This is a genomic window from Pseudomonas sp. NFACC39-1 (assembly GCF_900110355.1).
In the GTDB taxonomy this organism is placed as follows: Bacteria; Pseudomonadota; Gammaproteobacteria; order Pseudomonadales; family Pseudomonadaceae; genus Aquipseudomonas; species Aquipseudomonas tehranensis.
Map to the genome: position 1 here is coordinate 441,822 of NZ_FODL01000006.1, position 18,584 is coordinate 460,405.

15 protein-coding genes, 1 tRNA gene and 2 pseudogenes are annotated in these 18,584 nt (G+C 55.9%); 5 read left to right on the top strand and 13 right to left on the bottom strand.

Annotated features, from left to right (window positions below; all coding sequences use genetic code 11):
• Positions 1-909 precede the first annotated feature (909 nt).
• Positions 910-1,797 carry an AraC family transcriptional regulator gene (locus BMY45_RS16220; protein ID WP_092399284.1) on the top strand — a complete coding sequence of 296 codons (888 nt, stop codon included), beginning with the start codon at positions 910-912 and terminating at the stop codon, positions 1,795-1,797.
• Between the two features lie 585 nt (positions 1,798-2,382).
• Here BMY45_RS16220 and ilvA read toward each other — a convergent pair.
• Entirely contained in the window at positions 2,383-3,405 is a 1,023-nt protein-coding gene (gene ilvA, locus BMY45_RS16225; protein WP_092399286.1) for a threonine ammonia-lyase, biosynthetic, read from the bottom strand.
• A 269-nt stretch (positions 3,406-3,674) separates the two neighbouring features.
• Here ilvA and BMY45_RS16230 point away from each other — a divergent pair, with 269 nt between their 5' ends.
• Positions 3,675-3,845 (top strand): TA system antitoxin ParD family protein, encoded by a 171-nt coding sequence (locus tag BMY45_RS16230; RefSeq protein ID WP_092399288.1) that lies wholly within the window; start codon positions 3,675-3,677, stop codon positions 3,843-3,845.
• 9 nt (positions 3,846-3,854) lie between these two features.
• Here BMY45_RS16230 and BMY45_RS16235 read toward each other — a convergent pair.
• The 3 genes and pseudogenes from BMY45_RS16235 to BMY45_RS16250 all read right to left on the bottom strand — a co-directional run.
• Positions 3,855-4,102, bottom strand: a pseudogene (locus tag BMY45_RS16235) (transposase); the annotation flags it as partial.
• Positions 4,103-4,284: 182 nt separating this feature from the next.
• Positions 4,285-5,772 carry a MocR-like pyridoxine biosynthesis transcription factor PdxR gene (locus BMY45_RS16240; protein ID WP_092399290.1) on the bottom strand — a complete coding sequence of 496 codons (1,488 nt, stop codon included), beginning with the start codon at positions 5,770-5,772 and terminating at the stop codon, positions 4,285-4,287.
• Between the two features lie 603 nt (positions 5,773-6,375).
• Positions 6,376-7,701 carry an omega-aminotransferase AptA gene (locus BMY45_RS16250; RefSeq protein ID WP_092399292.1) on the bottom strand — a complete coding sequence of 442 codons (1,326 nt, stop codon included), beginning with the start codon at positions 7,699-7,701 and terminating at the stop codon, positions 6,376-6,378.
• A gap of 258 nt (positions 7,702-7,959) precedes the next feature.
• Here BMY45_RS16250 and BMY45_RS16255 point away from each other — a divergent pair, with 258 nt between their 5' ends.
• Entirely contained in the window at positions 7,960-9,420 is a 1,461-nt protein-coding gene (locus BMY45_RS16255) for an NAD-dependent succinate-semialdehyde dehydrogenase (RefSeq protein ID WP_092399294.1), read from the top strand.
• A 540-nt stretch (positions 9,421-9,960) separates the two neighbouring features.
• Positions 9,961-10,128 (top strand): annotated as a pseudogene (locus BMY45_RS27675) (IS256 family transposase); the annotation flags it as partial.
• Between the two features lie 211 nt (positions 10,129-10,339).
• On the opposite strand, the gene BMY45_RS16265 reads toward BMY45_RS27675, so the two are convergent.
• The 9 genes from BMY45_RS16265 to thrS form a co-directional block, all read right to left on the bottom strand.
• Positions 10,340-10,416, bottom strand: a tRNA-Pro gene (locus BMY45_RS16265).
• An 89-nt stretch (positions 10,417-10,505) separates the two neighbouring features.
• Positions 10,506-10,862, bottom strand: a complete 357-nt coding sequence (locus tag BMY45_RS16270; RefSeq protein WP_003179985.1) for a MerR family transcriptional regulator — start codon at positions 10,860-10,862, stop codon at positions 10,506-10,508.
• Complete coding sequence (ihfA, locus tag BMY45_RS16275; RefSeq protein ID WP_002553164.1) at positions 10,843-11,145, bottom strand: integration host factor subunit alpha; 303 nt, start codon at positions 11,143-11,145, stop codon at positions 10,843-10,845. Before ihfA ends, BMY45_RS16270 begins: the two co-directional genes overlap by 20 nt.
• 3 nt (positions 11,146-11,148) lie before the next feature.
• Complete coding sequence (gene pheT / locus BMY45_RS16280; RefSeq protein WP_092399296.1) at positions 11,149-13,527, bottom strand: phenylalanine--tRNA ligase subunit beta; 2,379 nt, start codon at positions 13,525-13,527, stop codon at positions 11,149-11,151.
• A gap of 36 nt (positions 13,528-13,563) precedes the next feature.
• Positions 13,564-14,580, bottom strand: coding sequence for a phenylalanine--tRNA ligase subunit alpha (gene pheS, locus BMY45_RS16285; protein WP_047229332.1), 1,017 nt, complete (start codon positions 14,578-14,580; stop codon positions 13,564-13,566).
• A 109-nt stretch (positions 14,581-14,689) separates the two neighbouring features.
• Positions 14,690-15,046, bottom strand: coding sequence for a 50S ribosomal protein L20 (gene rplT, locus BMY45_RS16290; RefSeq protein ID WP_002553161.1), 357 nt, complete (start codon positions 15,044-15,046; stop codon positions 14,690-14,692).
• A 30-nt stretch (positions 15,047-15,076) separates the two neighbouring features.
• Positions 15,077-15,271 carry a 50S ribosomal protein L35 gene (gene rpmI / locus BMY45_RS16295; protein ID WP_002553160.1) on the bottom strand — a complete coding sequence of 65 codons (195 nt, stop codon included), beginning with the start codon at positions 15,269-15,271 and terminating at the stop codon, positions 15,077-15,079.
• Positions 15,272-15,331: 60 nt separating this feature from the next.
• A complete protein-coding gene (infC, locus tag BMY45_RS16300; protein ID WP_169432615.1) occupies positions 15,332-15,883 on the bottom strand; it encodes a translation initiation factor IF-3 in 552 nt (183 codons plus the stop codon).
• Entirely contained in the window at positions 15,883-17,805 is a 1,923-nt protein-coding gene (gene thrS, locus BMY45_RS16305; RefSeq protein WP_003203626.1) for a threonine--tRNA ligase, read from the bottom strand. The genes infC and thrS overlap by 1 nt, the downstream gene beginning before the upstream one ends.
• A gap of 373 nt (positions 17,806-18,178) precedes the next feature.
• Between thrS and BMY45_RS16310 the strand changes: the two genes are divergently transcribed.
• On the top strand, positions 18,179-18,481 hold the full coding sequence (locus tag BMY45_RS16310; RefSeq protein ID WP_092399298.1) for a hypothetical protein: 303 nt from the start codon (positions 18,179-18,181) through the stop codon (positions 18,479-18,481).
• Positions 18,482-18,584 lie beyond the last annotated feature (103 nt).

Consider the following 18,584-nt stretch of genomic DNA (forward strand, 5'->3'; position numbering starts at 1 on the left):
GCAACTGTGAATCCAGTTGGCATGACTTGATATCCAAGAGCGCCTGGCAACGAAGCGAAAAAACGTGAAGCAAGGCATCTTCGTAAGTCAGGAAAACCCCTGGACTTGGCACGAAATTTCCTGGCTTCCCGATCACTATGTGTCCGACTCCCCAAGGTCCATCGGTACCAAGTGAAATGATGATGGCTTTGCCTGTGATGGACGCGCCGCCCAGTCCCCGTACAACTCTCCCAGTCTTATCATCGTGGGGCCCGATCGGCGAGCGCTCGAATGAAGCGACCACGTCAGCATCGCAGTCGGCGCGCAGGCGCCCGTAAAACCGGGCTTGGAACAACGTAGCCAATTCTGCTTCGCGTTCTGAGGAAGTACGCATGATCAAGCCCTCAGTGCGGTGATTGTTGTTTTTTTCATATATTCCTCTTACTTATCAGTCGATGGCTGAAATATCCTTGTCGCGCACTCGCAACATGGCAGCGCTTCGCTTCAATGGCGAAAACTGACCGTCCTATGCCGGTGAAGACATATTCCATCGCGTGGGAGGGCTAATCTTTCATGTGAGAGAACTCATATTTTCGCCTGAGCGTACGCCGCACCAATTCAGTGCAATAAGTGCTTTACTACGAACCTGTGAGGGGCTACCTTTCCGCACCTTCAAGATCCAATAGACGACTCAAGGGCCTTTGCTTTCGATCCGCCAGAAGAAGTTGCGGCTTACATCTGCTACAACCTGGCTAGCGCCCATCTTCAGCCGCTAACATGGGCGACTGTCGTCGATGGCATGAGACGTGCAGTGCTGCACGGGGTGATGTCTAATCCGGGGGTGGTTGTGTGGATCCGTTACATTTAGTTACCAGATTTTCTACTGGGGAGGTTCACCCACAAAGGCGTCTTGTCGCCTGGAATGAGTTCATGAGCGATGTCTACTACCCTATAGATGTCGTAGCGCGCGATCCTTCTTCGTTCTCAGGGATTATCGAGTCTACCCAAATTGGCGCCGTGGGAATTACCCGTTTTGCTGCCGATGCGCAACGGGCATTGCGAAGAAAGGTACATGGGGGACGAGATGATTCAGACTTTTTCGCGTTGGTCATGCCCACAATGCAGACCGAGCGCTTTTCGCACTTGGGTAGATTAGGAGACGTTGCGCCTGGTCAGGTCGCGATATTTAACTCAGCAGAAGAGTATCGGACTGATATTCCAGATGGTACTAGAAATGTCACCATTAAGATTCCCGCTGACTTGTTCAGGGCTATGTGCCCGAAAATCGATGCAGTTTGCGGTCGAGTCGATGTCGCCAATTCCCGTTTCGTGCCACTTCTGACACAATTCGCATTGCAAGCTTTGGAAAGCGCGCCCTGTCTTTCTATCGAACATGTCAGCAGTTTAGAGAGGGGCTTGCTCGAACTAGCCTTCTTGATGATGGATGTTCCCGAGATCGACACAGGGGGTGATTCAAAACCGGTGATAGACCATTTCTTTCACCGAGTGATGGCTTATATCGCGGCAAATTTTCAGGATCCGGATCTCGCACCTGAAAGAGCAGCTCAGTCCCATAGAGTATCCATCCGATATATTCATAAGATCTTTCAGGCTCACGATACGACTTTTGGGCGTGAGCTTCGTCTCGCGCGTCTCAAGCACGCTCAGAAATTACTCCGAGAGAACCTGCAAAATAAAGTTCGTCAAATGACAATTGCTGAAATTGCCTATAATTGCGGTTTCTCTAGCCAGGCACTTTTTTCCGTCCGTTTCAAGGAGGTTTTCGGATACTCTCCGCGGGATGAGAAAAGTCATTAATACCGCTTTATTAAAAGCATTAAGCGGTCACTGGTCATCTGACTATCTCATGGATAAGGGCCAAGCAAGGCCATTTAAACCTGACCAAATTACGTATCCCTCCGAAAGTAGACGAGCCGTGTTTATTGTTTCAGTTCTTTAAATCGCGACGGTTCCCATCTTAGACACCAATAGAGTGACCGATATTGGAGTCTTCATCTACGAGTAGTATGGGTTCCGCATGGCGGTCGTGCAGGGGAGGAAGAACGGAGTTCCCATCCAGCAGATTGGCCCCCGCTCGAAAAGCGGTACCGATAGGCGCAAACATACTCCACTACCTCCCTTGAGATAGTCAATGCGAAGTTTATTCATTCAGTTACGCCATCCGAATTCTCACCGCAAACGACATATACAAGGGCTCACTTGCAATACGGAATTCACAGCGCTGTCAGCTCTGAGGGCACGGGTTAACCAAATAGTCTACCTAACCACTGGCGCACTGAGCGTCCGGCCAACTCACCTTCCTGACCCCGACACCAAAGGCGATGGTTCACCTAAAATCATCGCCGCCCTCCTTCGATTAAACGTTTAACGCTGGCCCTCAGATCAAACGGCGCCTTGCGCCGTCACTCTTTCCGCAATATGTCGCAAACTATCAAAGTTGATATTCGCCCCGGAATTGACCGCCACCAATGTTTGCCCACGCAGACCGTGACGGGCGACATAGCTGCGAATGCCCGCCACGGCCAGCGCACCGGACGGTTCGGTGATGGAGCGGATATCGTCGTAGATCAGCTTGATGGCGCTGCACAATTCATCATTGCTGACGGTAATGACTTCGTCGACCCAATCGCGGCAGATCTCAAAACCATAGGCGCCGATTTGCGCGACCGCGGTACCATCGGCAAACCCGTCCACACTCGGCAACACCACCCGCTCCCCGGCCCGCAGTGCCGCGAGCAGGCAACTGGAGCCTTCGGGTTCGACCCCGATGATGCGCACCTCGGGCCGCAGGTATTTGACGTAGGCGGCAATGCCGGCGATCAGGCCGCCGCCGCCCACCGGCACGAAGATCGCGTCCAAAGGGCCCTGTTGCTGGCGCAGGATCTCCATGGCCACCGTGCCTTGGCCGGCGATCACGTCCGGGTCATCGAAGGGCGAAACGAACGTGCACTCGGATGTCTCGGCCAGTTGCAGCGCATGGGCCAGGGCAAACGGGAAGCTCTCGCCGTGCAGCACCGCTTCGGCGCCTCGGGAGCGTACGCCCAGCACCTTCAATTCCGGCGTGCTGCACGGCATTACGATCTGCGCCTGGATCCCCAACTCCCGCGCCGCCAGTGCCACGCCTTGCGCATGGTTACCCGCCGACGCCGTCACCACCCCGCGCGTCTTTTGCTCGGCTGTGAGCTGCACCAACTTGTTATAGGCGCCGCGAATCTTGAAGGAAAAAGTCGGTTGCAGGTCTTCACGCTTGAGCAGCACCTGGTTGCCCAGCAGCGCCGACAAGGCCGGCGCGGCTTGCAGGGGCGTACGCACCGCCAAGTCATAGACCGGGGCGGCGAGGATCTTCTTCACATAGTGTTCAAGCAATGCCGTATCAGCAGAATGGGGGACGAGGCAGGTGCTCATAGGTGTCTCCTGGTTTTTCAAGGGCCTTGGAGACGGAAAAACAAAACCCGCCTCTAAGGCGGGTTTGGGTGCAGCAGTGTGCTATCCCGCCATATGAGGAATGGCAGTAATAATGCTTGGCTGGCTGCGGAAGGTTTGAAATGTCATGTCACGAAACTAACCGGCGGTGAGCAGGCAAGTCAATGGCCATGCGCAATTTAGTGTGGGGGGTTTACGATTGATAGACGAACCATATGCGCTTTGTATATCCATCCTTTACAGTGAACACCATGGGCATCGTCAAGATCAGCAACTATCTGCACGTACAACTCCGTCTGGCCACCGCAGCCATGGACCGCTCCATCAACGCCCAGGCCGAACTCTGGATCAAGGTCGAACCCCAGCCAGCGCTACCACGTGTTGATCGAGTGCGATCCTACATCCCACCTACCAAAAGATGAAACCTCGGTTTACCGTGGCATCTGTGGCGAGCAGTTCCACGACAGCAGCGCTTCGTAAATCTTCTACTGACGAGGCGTGCGGCAATCGGTCCTATACGCTGACCTTGGCGGTCTCGACCAAGCTGTAGATCTGCGCACTGGCCGTGGCGCCTTTAGGCTTGTCTGAAGAGCCACGACTCGCGTCCAGTAACAAACGGCTTTATCGCACGCTCCGCCAAGTTGTTATCGATCGGCAAATGACCGGCCTCCAAGTAGCGATCCCTGAATTGGTGCAGTCCACAGCAGCGCAATATCTACTGTCGCCGGTCTTTCACAAGAACCATCGACGCTGAAATAAATTGGCCCCAGCATGTCGGATAAGGCATGACACCAGAGATTTGGGTCGTCCAGGTTGCTGTGAAAGAATATGTGGAGTTTGCTGTCGATCATGACCCGCTACCTAATGGGCTGCTTGAACTGGTACTGACTTTTCTACGCTCAGATACGCCTCATGCAGACTTCGCACCGCCACACCAATGTCTGCTTGGTTGAGAGCGCCATAACCTAGGACGAAGCCATCCTCGAATGGCCCAACGTCATGGTTGAAAGCGCTCAATCTCCTCAGCAGAACATCACGCTTGGCGGCCTCAGCCTGCAAAGCGTCCAGATCTACAATTCGACGAAAACGCAGTGTCAAATGCAGCCCGGCGAACCCGCTGCTCAAAGTGATAGCCTCACCGAACGTCTCAGCAAGACATCTACGAAGCTCTGCCTGGCGTGCTGCATACAGCGGACGAACATTAATCAGATGTCGAGTCAAATGACCGTCATTGATGAAATCAGCAAGTGCAGCCTGGAGAGGTAGATGTCCAGGGCGATAGAGGCTTAACAGTCCTCTCACCATGGAATTCACAAGTGAGGGCGGTACAACCATGTAACTCATACGTAGACCCGGGTACATCACCTTGCTGAAGGTACCCAGGTAGATAACACGGCCCGAATTATCTTCACCTTGCAAAGACGGAGACGGTGCGTGGTCGTACCTAAGGTCACTGTCATAATCATCCTCAACTATCCAGAAGTTTCGCTGCGCTGCTTGCCGCAGCAAGCGCTCGCGACGACTGCTGGACAAAATGCTTCCCAACGGAAACTGATGCGATGGAGTCACAAACACCAGCTTAGGGTTCATTGAGAAATGCTCATCACGCATGTCGATGCCTTCCCGATCCACAGGTACTGGAATAGAACGCACCCCCAGCGACTTCAACATCAGCGCGCCGGCCCAGTGGGAAGGGTTCTCTATGCAGACTTGGTCATTGGCATCTGTGAGCAGTCGCAAAATCAGATCCAGGGACTGCTGTGTTCCCATTGTCACAAGAACCTGATCCGGACTGCATCGCACTCCTCTGGCAACTCGCAGGTAGTCAGCCAAAGCTCGGCGTAGCGGTAGATAGCCTCCGCCGTTGGCGTACCCGCTCAGCTGGGCGAGGTTTTGTCCTAGATAACAGCTTTGCAACCGCCGCCATATTGCATAAGGGAAGGCCGATACATCTGGTACACCTGGCAGGAATGCTCCCTCTCGCTCCTGCAGACCCGCGGCACCAGACAGAATCAGTTGGCCACGCAATGAAATGGCATCAGGTGCAACTGGGCGAGAGACAGAAACCATCGATCGAATGGGCGGCCTTTCTACTACAAACGTCCCACTGCCAATGCTTCCCACCAAGTATCCATCAGCAGTTAGCATGTCGAAGGCAGCAACGACGGTTATTCGGGAGACACCTAACTGTGTGGCAAGGCTCCGCGTAGAAGGGAGTCTTGAGGAAGGTCGCAATGTACCTTCCTCAATCATGATCCGGAGATGGCGATACAGCTGTTGCTGTAGGGAAACAGCAGAGCGCCTATCAAGCAGATCTTGAATGCGTTCACCAATCAAGGATGCCGTCATTTCAACCTCACACACGACCGAAAGTGAAAGTCACTCCCAGCAAAAAATAAAGCACTACCCGACGCTTCACGAGACTAGCATCTTCGAGCAGGTAAACATCAAACGACCAGCTCTAGTAATTTCCTGACGCGCTCGGTTCCGGGATTGCTGAAAAACTTCTGTGGTGTAGCCTGCTCGATGATTCCCCTTTCTCAACGAAGACCAACTGATCTGAAACCGCCGGAGCAAACTCCATTTCGTGGGTAACGACCATCTTGGTGTAGCCCTCAGATGATAGGTTTTCATCACCTGAAGCACTTTACCCACACGCTCCGGATCCAAGGCGGAAGTAGGTTCGTCGAACAAGATCACTTCACGGCTCATTGCCTACCCCTTGGCGATCGCAACCCGTTGTTTCTGTTCTCCCGTGCGCGAGGGCGATCTGCGTTTTGGAATTGCGGCTGCGTGTGTCGGTGGTGGGCAGGGTGTGGCGCTGCTGATCGAGAAGCCCGCGTATCAGCTCAGCAACGCAAGTTGTGACGGCACATCGGGAACGGACTCAAAATTCCTGCGGGCACAAATGGGAGCCTGTTGCAGACTCCCATTAGCTCTGTCGATAACCGGTCAGGCGTTCGACCGGATACTTTTACGCAATGCCTCCACCAAGGATTCCAGCTCATCCGCAGTGGCGTCGAAAGGTGGCGCGAAGACGGCCTGGTCTCCAGACCAGCGCAAGTAGTAACCTGCTTCGTAGAGTGCTTCCGTAATACGGTGCCCGCGAACGCCTGGCTGTCCGGGTAGGCTGGCGAACTCCACGCTCCCCGCGAACCCAATGTTGCGGACGTCCACCACATTAGGCTCACCCCTCAGCGAGTGCAGCAACTCCTGGAATAGGTGTTCCTTTTCTCGCACCTTGTCCGCTACACCCTCGGAAGAGAAGACGTCCAAGGCCGCCAAAGCGGCTGCCACCGCTACCGGATGGGCCGAATAGGTGTAGCCATGGAACACACTGTTGGTGAATTCCGGCTGATCCATGAACGTGTTGTAGATCTCGCTGGACATGATGACACCACCGAGCGGCTGAGTGCCATTGGTGACGGTTTTGGCAAAGGTAATCATGTCCGGAACCACACCGAAGCGTTGTGCAGCAAAATTGGCACCCATGCGCCCGAAGCCACAGATCACTTCATCGAAAATGAGCAGGATGCCATGCTTCGTGCAGATGTCGCGCAGGCGCTGCAGATATCCAACCGGTGGCACGAGCACCCCGGTAGAGCCGGCCATTGGCTCGACGATCACCGCCGCAATGTTTGACGCGTCATGCAGGGCCACCAGGCGCTCCAGATCGTCAGCCAGGTGCCCCCCCCACGCAGGTTGTCCCTTGGAAAAGGCCATGTGCTCTGAACTGTGAGTATGCGGCAGATGATCGACACCAGGCAGGGTCAGGGTCGAAAACATCTTGCGATTACCAACCATGCCACCGACCGAGATACCGCCAAATCCTACACCATGATATCCGCGCTCACGGCCGATCATCCGCGTACGACCGCCATTGCCCTTCAGGCGGTGATAGCCCAGTGCAAGTTTCAGCGCACTGTCGACCGCGTCGGAGCCGCCGGTTGTGTAGAACACGTGGTTGAGTGGATCTGGAGCGAGCGCTGCAATTTTCTCAGTCAGGATAAACGCCGCTGGATGGCTCATATAGAAGGCAGAGACATAGTCCAGTTTGGCAACTTGTTTTTGCACAGCCTCAACGATTTTCGGATGGCTATGCCCCATACCCGAACACCACAGACCTGAAAACCCATCGAATACCTGTTTTCCGTCGGTGGTGTGCAGGTAACTGCCCTGGGCACCAGTTATCAGGCGCGGCCTGAGCTTGAAAAGTGGATTGGGGGTGAAACCGATGAAGTAAGAATTCAGTTGTTCGGTAGTCAGCGGGGTATCCATGGGCTTTCCTCTGGGATCTTGTTCGTAGATGGGGAAAATCTAACCAAGGCTGCTAGAGGCGCATAGAGCCACTTTTTCTGCCTGGTTAAGTCCATCTCAAACTGGCACAAGCTCCGTAATAGTGCTGACTATCACAGGGTTTCACTGTTTTGGTAATTCTCTGAATGGCTCTAAGCAGGCCGAAAAAGTGGATCTACTGTCCTGCGGCCGTCAGTCTTATTGTCGGTTCCAAAGAACCAACAATCCGAGGATCCGGACATGGCTGTAACACTCAATAACCCGGCACTTTTTCGTAATCAGGCATTTATTGGTGGTGAATGGACTTCTGCGCTGGATGGCCGCACCTACGAGGTACTCGACCCGTCCACTGGCGCACTTATCACAGTGGTGCCCGACATGTCAGCAGTAGAGGCCGCTGAGGCCATAGTGAGTGCCAAGGCTGCTGGCAAGGATTGGTCGGCAAAGTCCGCAAAGCAGCGTGCACGGATCTTGCGGGATTGGCACGATCTAATTTTGGCAAATAGAGAAGACCTGGCGGCCCTGATTACGCTGGAACAGGGCAAGCCGATGGCCGAAGCTCGAGCCGAGATCGATTACGGGGCGGCTTACATTGAGTGGTTCGCTGAAGAGGCCAAGAGAGTCAATGGCGATGTCCTCCCGGCACCATCGGATGATCGCCGCATCGTTGTGATCAAGCAACCTATCGGCGTCGTCGCAGCGATCACTCCCTGGAACTTCCCTATGGCGATGATTACTCGCAAAGTGGCCCCGGCGCTCGCTGCGGGCTGCACCATAGTGGTCAAACCGGCAGAAGACACTCCACTAAGCGCCCTAGCTCTTGTGGAGTTGGCCCGCGAGGCAGGGGTTATCAATGGTGCTTTCAATGTGATCACTGCCGCCCGTGGTCACGAAGTGGGCGAAGTGCTGACTACTCATCCTGACGTGCGCAAGGTGTCATTCACCGGTTCTACACAAGTGGGCCGGATTTTGTTGCGACAGTGTGCTGACACCATCAAGAAAGTCTCCCTCGAGCTCGGAGGCAACGCTCCCTTTATTGTCTTTGACGATGCTGATCTGGAAGCCGCTGTCGCCGGTGCTATGGCTTGCAAGTTTCGCAATGGCGGGCAGGCCTGCATCAGTGCCAATCGCATTTTCGTGCAAAGCGGTATCTACGATGCTTTCGCCGCACGCTTGAGCGCCGAGGTGAAGCAGGTGCAGGTAGGGCCAGGCACTCTACCCAATGTTGCGCTGGGGCCTATGATCAATGGCAAGGCCATCGAGAAGATCGAATCGCACGTGGCCGATGCGTGCATGCACGGTGCAAAAGTGCTGGTCGGAGGCGCTCGCCATGAATTGGGTGGCAACTTCTATGCCCCGACCGTGCTGGTTGATGTAACCCCCCCAATGCTTGTCAATCGCGAAGAGACATTTGGCCCGGTAGCCCCTCTGATTCGCTTCGAAGACGAGCGTCAGGTGGTCGAGCAAGCCAACGATACCGAGTTCGGCTTGGCGTCGTATTTCTACACCCGCGACCATTCCCGTGCCTGGCGCGTTGCCGAGCAACTAGAGTCTGGCATGGTTGGCGTAAACACCGGGCTTATCTCTAACGAGATGGCACCTTTTGGCGGCATCAAACAATCGGGATTAGGCCGTGAAGGTTCTGCTTACGGCATCGAAGATTATCTGGAAATCAAATACATGTGCGTCGGAGGCATCTGACGCCAGTTCCGGCGGTTGCCTTTTTTGAGAAGCTGCATGCCCATCAGCGTGCTTGAAAATGAGCCTGGAGAATAATAACGAGAACGAATCTGCACAAAAGTAAAAGCGTGGTAGGGATGACCCTTGCTGTAATCGCAACGGTAACTAGCCGTTGAATCAGGTTTTCTGCGCCAGCGGTGGCTCTGACGCGGTAGATTCGGCGCTTAGGCTCGCTTTTGGCTATGATCGGCTGAAAGGCGAAGCGATCCGCAACCGGATGACTGGTCGCAAGCGTGGTCACGAGCGCATGGTTTCAAAGGCATTTGTGTAGGCGGCATGGTAGCGAACCGCAAGATGTTTTCGACTCTGACGCTCCAGGGAGTCGATCATCTGTCTCACACCCACAGTCTGGAACATATCGCGCTCTCTAAAGACCAGCCTGTGTGGGAGTTCACCTTGCTGATGACCTTGATCGATTAGTAGCGCTGCACGATGCATCCCATCCTAGATCAACCGTGCATTCGAGTTCATCGATTTACTGAAGCCTTATAGAAGCTGGCTTCTGCCGTGGGGATTTTTCCAAACGATCCGGCCATAACGCGGCTGGTGGGGGCGATGCTGCTGGAGCAGAACGACGAGTGGTGCCTGCAACGACGCTACATGCAGTTGGAAGCCTTCGAGGCGGTCAGCGATAATCCACAGGCCAAGCTGTCGGCCGTGATCAACTAAACGGCAAGCTCAATGGCTAGAACCATGATGAGTTACACCACTTCCTGGGACACGATCCGGGGCCGGCGCACGAGCCAATATGGTATCAACAATCGACTCGCGGGGACCGGTGCTGACAATCTTGAAAAGGAAAATGGGATGAAGTCCCGAAAAACTCCCCACCAATGAAAAAGCCCAATCTTTGCAGATTGGGCTAAGTCATTGAATAATATGGTCGGGACGGAGTGATTCGAACACTCGACCCCTAGCACCCCATGCTAGTGCGCTACCGGACTGCGCTACGCCCCGACTAGGCGTGAATCTTGTTCCGTCTCTCAACGGAACGCTCAGGAATATATCGCAAGCTTTTGAAAACTGGAAGATTTAAAAGCAGAAATTTATTTCTTGAGCACCACCAGCACATCTTCAAGCTCGGCGATCATCTGGCGGATCATCTGTTTGTACTGGGTTGTATCGTCTTTGGCCTCATCACCGGAGAGGCGCAAGCGCGCTCCGCCGATGGTGAACCCCTGGTCGTACAGCAGCGCGCGGATCTGCCGGATCATCAGCACGTCTTGGCGCTGATAATACCGGCGGTTTCCGCGGCGCTTGACCGGGTTGAGTTGAGGAAACTCCTGCTCCCAATAGCGCAGCACGTGTGGTTTTACCGCACACAGCTCGCTGACTTCACCAATGGTGAAGTAGCGTTTGCCCGGGATGACGGGTAGCTCGTCGTTATGACTTGGTTCCAGCATAAGCCTCAACTCGGGCCTTCAACTTCTGCCCTGGACGAAAGGTGACCACACGGCGAGCCGTGATCGGGATTTCTTCACCCGTTTTCGGATTGCGGCCAGGCCGCTGGCGTTTGTCCCGCAGGTCAAAATTGCCGAAACCGGACAGTTTGACCTGTTCGTTGTCTTCCAGAGCGTGCCTGATTTCTTCGAAAAACAGTTCGACCAATTCTTTGGCCTCCCGTTTATTCAGGCCCAGCTCCTCATACAGACGTTCCGCCATCTCAGCTTTCGTCAGAGCCCCCATACGTCACTTCCTTAACGTGGCGTTCAACCTGTTTTCGAGCGAGGTGAGGATATTCTGCGTTGCGGTATTCACCTCATCGTCATTAAGAGTGCGCGATGGATGCTGCCAGGTCAAGCCGACTGCAAGGCTTTTTCTATGCGGATCAATGCCTTTACCCTGATACACGTCAAATAGCCTGAGGTCCGTGAGCCATTCGCCTGCATTTTCACGGATTACGTCCAGCACAGCGCTGGATGCAACGTCGCGGTCAGCTAGCAACGCCAGGTCACGCCGCACTTCAGGAAAGCGTGATAACTCCTGGAATTTCGGCATTTTCCCCAGTGCAACTTCAGCCAAAACCAGCTCGAAAACAAAGACGGGACGATCAAGGCCCAGGGTTTTCGACAATTCAGGGTGAATGGCACCGACATAGCCGACTTCACGCCCGTCACGCTCAATGCGTGCGGTCTGTCCCGGATGCAGCGCCGGATGCTTGCCCGGCACGAAGGTGAACGCGTCAAGCGCACCGGCGAAACCCAGTACCGCTTCCACATCAGCCTTGACGTCGAAGAAGTCGACGACATCTCGACCTTGCGCCCAGCCTTCCGGCAAACGACTGCCGCAAACGACACCGGCGAGCATCGGCTCTTGCTTCAAACCTTCCAACTGACCGACAAAGCGCAGACCGCTCTCGAACAGACGCACGCGATCCTGCTGGCGATTCAGGTTGTGCTGGAGCGACTTGACCAGGCCTGGCCACAGGGACGAGCGCATGGCCGCCATGTCGTTGGAAATCGGGTTGGCCAGCAACAGCGGCTCGACACCTGGGTTGAACAGTTCGAACTGACGCGGATCGATGAAGCTGTAGGTGATCGCTTCCTGATACCCACGAGCCACCAGCAGACGGCGCAGTTCCGGCAGGTCGCTACGGGCTTCGGCCTTGGCTTGTGGGGCCAGGCGCGCCTGCGGGTAGCGAACCGGCAAACGGTTGTAGCCGTACAGACGGGCCAGCTCTTCGATCAGATCGACTTCCAGACTGATATCGAAGCGATGGCTTGGCACTTCGACACGCCACTGCCCTGCCCCGTCGGCGCTGATGTTCAGGCCGAGGGCGCTGAGCAGGCGCTCGACTTCAGCCGGGTCCATTTCCATGCCGAGCATTTGCGTGATGCGCTGGGCACGCAGGGTAACCGGTGCGATGTTGGGCAGGTGCTGTTCACTGACGGTTTCGATGATCGGGCCAGCTTCGCCGCCAGTGATCTCCAGCAGCAGGCCAGTGGCGCGCTCCATGGCTTCACGGGCCAGTTGCCAGTCCACACCGCGCTCGTAACGGTGCGAGGCATCGGTGTGCAGGCCATAGGAACGGGCCTTGCCCGCCACGGCGATCTGGTCGAAGAACGCACTTTCAAGGAACACATCACGGGTCGTCGTGGAGACGCCGCTGTGCTCGCCACCCATCACGCCGGCAATCGCCAGGGCACGGGAGTGGTCGGCGATCACCAGCGTATCGCTGCGCAGGGTCACTTCCTGGCCGTCGAGCAGGACCAGCTTCTCGCCCTCTTCGGCCATGCGCACGCGGATGCCGCCGTTGATTTCGGCAAGGTCGAAGGCGTGCAGTGGCTGACCCAGCTCCAGCATCACATAGTTGGTGATGTCGACTGCGGCATCGATGCTACGCACGTCGGCGCGACGCAGGCGTTCGACCATCCACAGCGGGGTCGGCTTGGACAGATCGACGTTACGGATAACGCGACCCAGGTAACGCGGGCATGCTGCAGGCGCCAGGACTTCAACCGAGCGCACTTCATCATGCACCGCCGCCACGGTCGCGACCGCGGGGCGTGCCACCGGGGCGGCATACAACGCACCCACCTCACGAGCCAGACCGGCCAGGGACAGGCAGTCGCCACGGTTCGGGGTCAGGTCGACCTCGATGCTGGCATCGTCCAGGCTCAGGTATTCACGAATGTCCTGGCCCACCGGCGCATCGGCCGGAAGCTCCATCAGGCCATCGTTGCCCTCGCCAATCTGCAGTTCAGCCTGGGAGCACAACATGCCGTTGGACTCGACGCCACGCAGCTTGGCTTTCTTGATCTTGAAGTCGCCCGGCAGTTCGGCACCGATCATGGCGAACGGGATCTTCAGGCCCGGGCGCACATTTGGCGCGCCGCAGACCACCTGGAAGGTTTCCGCGCCATTGCTAACTTGGCACACCCGCAGTTTGTCAGCGTCTGGGTGCTGCTCGGTGCTCAGCACCTCGCCCACCACCACACCACTGAATGCACCGGCGGCCGGCGTTACGCTATCGACCTCAAGACCGGCCATCGACAGGCGAGCAACCAGCTCGTCCCGGCTTACCTGCGGGCTTACCCAGCCGCGCAGCCATTGTTCACTGAATTTCATCCTGCTCTCCTAATAGATTCGTTACGGGTCTGCGGCTTAGCGAAATTGCGCAAGGAACCGCAAGTCGTTGTCGAAGAACAGGCGCAAGTCATTTACACCGTAACGCAACATGGCCAGACGCTCGACGCCCATGCCGAAAGCAAAACCCGAGAACTCTTCCGGATCGATCCCGGACATACGCAGCACGTTCGGGTGAACCATGCCGCAGCCCATGACCTCCAGCCAGCCGGTCTGCTTGCAGACGCGGCAGCCTTTACCGCTGCACATCACGCACTCCATATCGACTTCAGCGGATGGCTCGGTGAACGGGAAGTACGAAGGACGGAAACGCACCGCCAGTTCTTTTTCGAAGAACACCCGCAGGAACTCTTCGATCGTCCCTTTCAGGTCGGCGAAATTGATGTCGCGATCAACCAGCAGGCCTTCGACCTGGTGGAACATCGGCGAGTGGGTGATATCGGAGTCGCTACGGTACACACGGCCTGGGCAGACGATGCGGATCGGCGGCTGCTGCGATTCCATGGTGCGGACCTGTACCGGCGAGGTATGGGTGCGCAACAGCATGTTCGCATTGAAATAGAAGGTGTCATGCATCGACCGGGCCGGGTGATGGCCTGGGATGTTGAGCGCCTCGAAGTTGTGATAGTCGTCTTCGACCTCAGGGCCTTCGGCAATGCCGTAGCCGATGTGGGTGAAGAACTGCTCGATACGTTCCAGGGTCCGGGTAACCGGATGCAGACCGCCGGAAGTCTGGCCGCGGCCAGGCAGGGTCACGTCGATGGATTCGGCGGCGAGCTTGGCAGCCAGATCCGCTTCCTCGAACAATGCCTTGCGCGCATTAAGGACTTCTGTAACACGCTCCTTGGCAACGTTGATCAGCGCACCGACCTGCGGACGCTCTTCGGCCGGCAGGTTCCCCAGGGTCTTCATCACCTGAGTCAACTCGCCCTTCTTGCCAAGGTAGTGAACCCGGATTTGCTCCAGGGCATTGATATCTTCAGCGCTTTGCACAGCCTCTAGTGCTTGAGAGACCAGCGCGTCCAGGTTTTCCATGTACAGACTCCAGATACAAAATAGGGGAAGAGCTTGAAGGCTCTTCCCCTATTTATGACGTTTAACACCTGGCCCCACAGAGGTGAGGCCGGGTGACTGTCGGGGGTACTTAAGCCAAGGTGGCTTTAGCTTTCTCGACAATCGCAGCAAACGCCGCTTTTTCGTTCACTGCCAGATCAGCCAGAACCTTACGGTCGATCTCGATGGACGCTTTTTTCAGGCCGGCAATGAAACGGCTGTAGGACAGACCGTTAACACGAGCACCAGCGTTGATACGAGCGATCCACAGAGCGCGGAACTGACGTTTTTTCTGACGACGGTCACGGTAGGCGTATTGGCCTGCCTTGATTACCGCTTGCTTGGCAACACGGAATACGCGGGAACGCGCGCCGTAGTAGCCTTTAGCAAGTTTCAGAATTTTTTTGTGACGCTTACGGGCAATGACGCCACGCTTTACACGAGCCATGAGTTACTTCCTCTATTCTTGATCCAAAAATTAACGAAGGCGCAGCATGCGCTCGACTTTTGCCACGTCAGACGGATGCAGCAAGCTGCTACCGCGCAGTTGACGCTTACGCTTGGTCGACATTTTGGTCAGGATGTGGCTCTTGAAAGCGTGCTTGTGCTTGATACCGTTAGCAGTTTTCAGAAACCGCTTAGCAGCACCACTTTTAGTTTTCATCTTTGGCATGTTCGGATACTCCGCATTCAGTTGATAAACATAATCGCAAGGCCTGCCGTGCCCTGTTGATTACTTCTTCTTTTTCGGGGCGATGACCATGATCAGCTGGCGTCCTTCCATCTTAGGATGCTGTTCGACCGAACCGTACTCGAGCAGGTCTTGTTCAACCCGCTTGAGGAGTTCCATCCCCAGCTCCTGGTGGGCCATCTCACGGCCGCGGAATCGCAAGGATACCTTGGCCCTGTCCCCGTCACTCAGGAAACGTACCAGGTTGCGCAGTTTTACCTGGTAATCCCCTTCCTCCGTCCCTGGACGAAACTTGATTTCTTTTACCTGAATCTGCTTCTGGTTTTTCTTCGCCGCGGCAATCTGCTTCTTCTTTTCGAAGATCGACTTGCCGTAGTCCATCACCCGGCAAACCGGCGGGACTGCGTCTGCGGAAATTTCTACCAGATCAAGCTTGGCTTCTTCAGCAATACGAAGCGCTTCATCAATCGAGACGATGCCAATCTGCTCGCCGTCAGCGCCAATTAACCGAACCTCGCGTGCCGAGATATTCTCGTTGATCGGGGCTTTCGGTGCAGCTCGTTTATCTTGTCTCATTTCACGCTTAATAATAATTACTCCAAATCTGGGCGACCACGCCGGGAAACCGCTTGCGCGAGGAACTCAGCGAATTCGGCGACGGGCATCGAGCCCAGGTCAGCACCTTCACGAGTACGCACAGCGACAGTCTGCATCTCGACCTCCCGATCTCCAATAACCAAGAGAAAGGGAACCTTGAGCAAAGTATGCTCGCGGATTTTAAAGCCGATCTTTTCATTTCTCAAGTCGGACTTGGCACGAAATCCGCTTTGGTTGAGAGTTTTTTCGACTTCGGCGGCAAAATCTGCCTGTTTATCAGTGATATTCATGATCACTGCCTGGGTCGGCGCCAGCCACGCAGGGAACGCACCCTCGTAGTGTTCGATCAGAATCCCGACGAAACGCTCGAAGGAACCGAGGATCGCGCGGTGAAGCATGACCGGGTGCTTGCGGCTGTTGTCTTCGGACACGTATTCGGCGCCCAGACGGATCGGCAGGTTGAAATCGAGCTGCAAGGTACCACATTGCCATACACGGCCGAGGCAATCTTTCAGCGAGAATTCGATCTTCGGCCCGTAGAAAGCCCCTTCGCCCGGTTGCAGATCGTACGCAAGGCCCGCGCTATCGAGTGCGGCGGCCAGGGCTGCTTCGGCGCGATCCCACAACTCATCGGAACCGACGCGTTTTTCCGGACGAGTGGACAGCTTCATCTCGACTTCGGTAAAGCCGAAGTCCCGGTAGACGTCCATGGTCAGCTTGATGAAGGCAGCGGATTCGGCCTGCATCTGCTCTTCGGTGCAGAAGATATGCGCATCGTCCTGGGTGAAGGCACGCACGCGCATGATGCCGTGCAGCGCACCCGATGGCTCGTTACGGTGGCAGGCACCGAACTCGGCCAGGCGCATCGGCAACTCGCGGTAGCTTTTCAGGCCCTGGTTGAACACCTGCACGTGGCAAGGGCAGTTCATCGGCTTGATGGCGTAGTCGCGGTTTTCCGACTGGGTAGTGAACATGTTGTCGGCGTAGTTGGCCCAGTGCCCGGATTTCTCCCACAGGCTACGGTCAACCACTTGCGGCGTCTTGATCTCCAGGTAGCCGTTTTCACGCTGGACCTGGCGCATGTACTGCTCGAGCACTTGGTACAGGGTCCAGCCGTTCGGGTGCCAGAACACCATGCCCGGGGATTCTTCCTGGGTGTGGAACAGGCCCAGGCGCTTGCCGATCTTGCGGTGATCGCGCTTCTCGGCTTCCTCGATACGCTGGATGTAAGCCGCCAGCTGCTTCTTGTCGGCCCAGGCAGTGCCGTAGACGCGCTGCAACTGCTCGTTCTTAGCATCGCCACGCCAGTAGGCGCCGGACAACTTGGTCAGCTTGAAGGATTTCAGGAAACGCGTGTTCGGCACGTGCGGGCCACGGCACATGTCGACGTATTCTTCGTGGTAGTACAGGCCCATGGCCTGCTCGTCCGGCATGTCTTCCACCAGACGCAGCTTGTAATCCTCGCCACGCGCCTTGAACACTTCGATGACTTCGGCACGCGGGGTTACTTTCTTGATGACGTCGTAATCTTTCTCGATCAGCTGCTGCATGCGCTGTTCGATGGCCGCCATGTCTTCCGGCGTGAAAGGACGCTCAAAGGCGATGTCGTAATAGAAGCCTTCGTCGATGACCGGCCCGATGACCATCTTAGCGCTCGGATACAGCTGCTTGACCGCATGGCCTACCAGGTGCGCGCAAGAGTGGCGAATGATCTCCAGCCCCTCTTCATCCTTGGGCGTGATGATTTGCAGCGTGGCGTCGCTATCGATGACGTCGCTGGCATCGACCAGTTTGCCGTTGACCTTGCCAGCCAGGGTGGCCTTGGCCAGACCCGCGCCAATGGATGCGGCGACCTCGGCCACGGAGACCGGATGATCGAATGAACGTTGACTGCCGTCGGGAAGAGTAATAGTTGGCATGGCGCCTCCTCTCCTAGTGGTGACCCCTACCAAAGGTCACGTGGGTTGGGATGAGCCAGTACAAGATCCAGTCCAGGCCATTCAATGACGAACGCCTGCCTTACAGCGGCAGGAGCCTTGCGGCCAACCGGGAAAACCGAACCAGAGTGACTGGGATTCAAATCAGGGTTAATCGAACATTTGCCGCCGCCGGGACCTGTGGTCCTCCGAAGCCTGAAAATACCCGAGCCCGGCATGCTAGCACAGATGAACGGTCATCGCCGCGCCCGGATTGAAGCGAACGTAAATCCACGGTTTTTATGCCAGAGTGCTGAACTGAACCGCCCGCTACGCCTCAGATAAAAAGACATCGACCCGAAAGGAGCATCGCAGCATGCGTCTCAAAACACTCTTTGCAGCAGTCGCCCCCCTCGCCCTGCTGCTTCCGCTGACCGCCCACGCCGAATGGCCCAAGGGCGAGCGTGAAAAATACATGGCCCAGTGCACCCAGGCGGCAACGCCACAGATCGGGGCGGAGGATGCCGAAACCCATTGCGCCTGTGGCGCCGATGCAATCAAGTCCTACCCGGCCAAGGACATCCAGGCCCTGATGGACGACCAGGCCAGCCCGGAGCTAAAGGAAAAAGCGCTGGGGCAGATTGCAAAATGCAAGCCCGCTAACAAGGTCAAAAAGTAAGAGAACGAGTCTTTCGACGAAGCCAAACAGCGTCAAAAAATGCTGATTTCAGGCTATTTCGAACGATTTATTCAGGTTTTACAGCTTTTTTTATCGTCTTTAC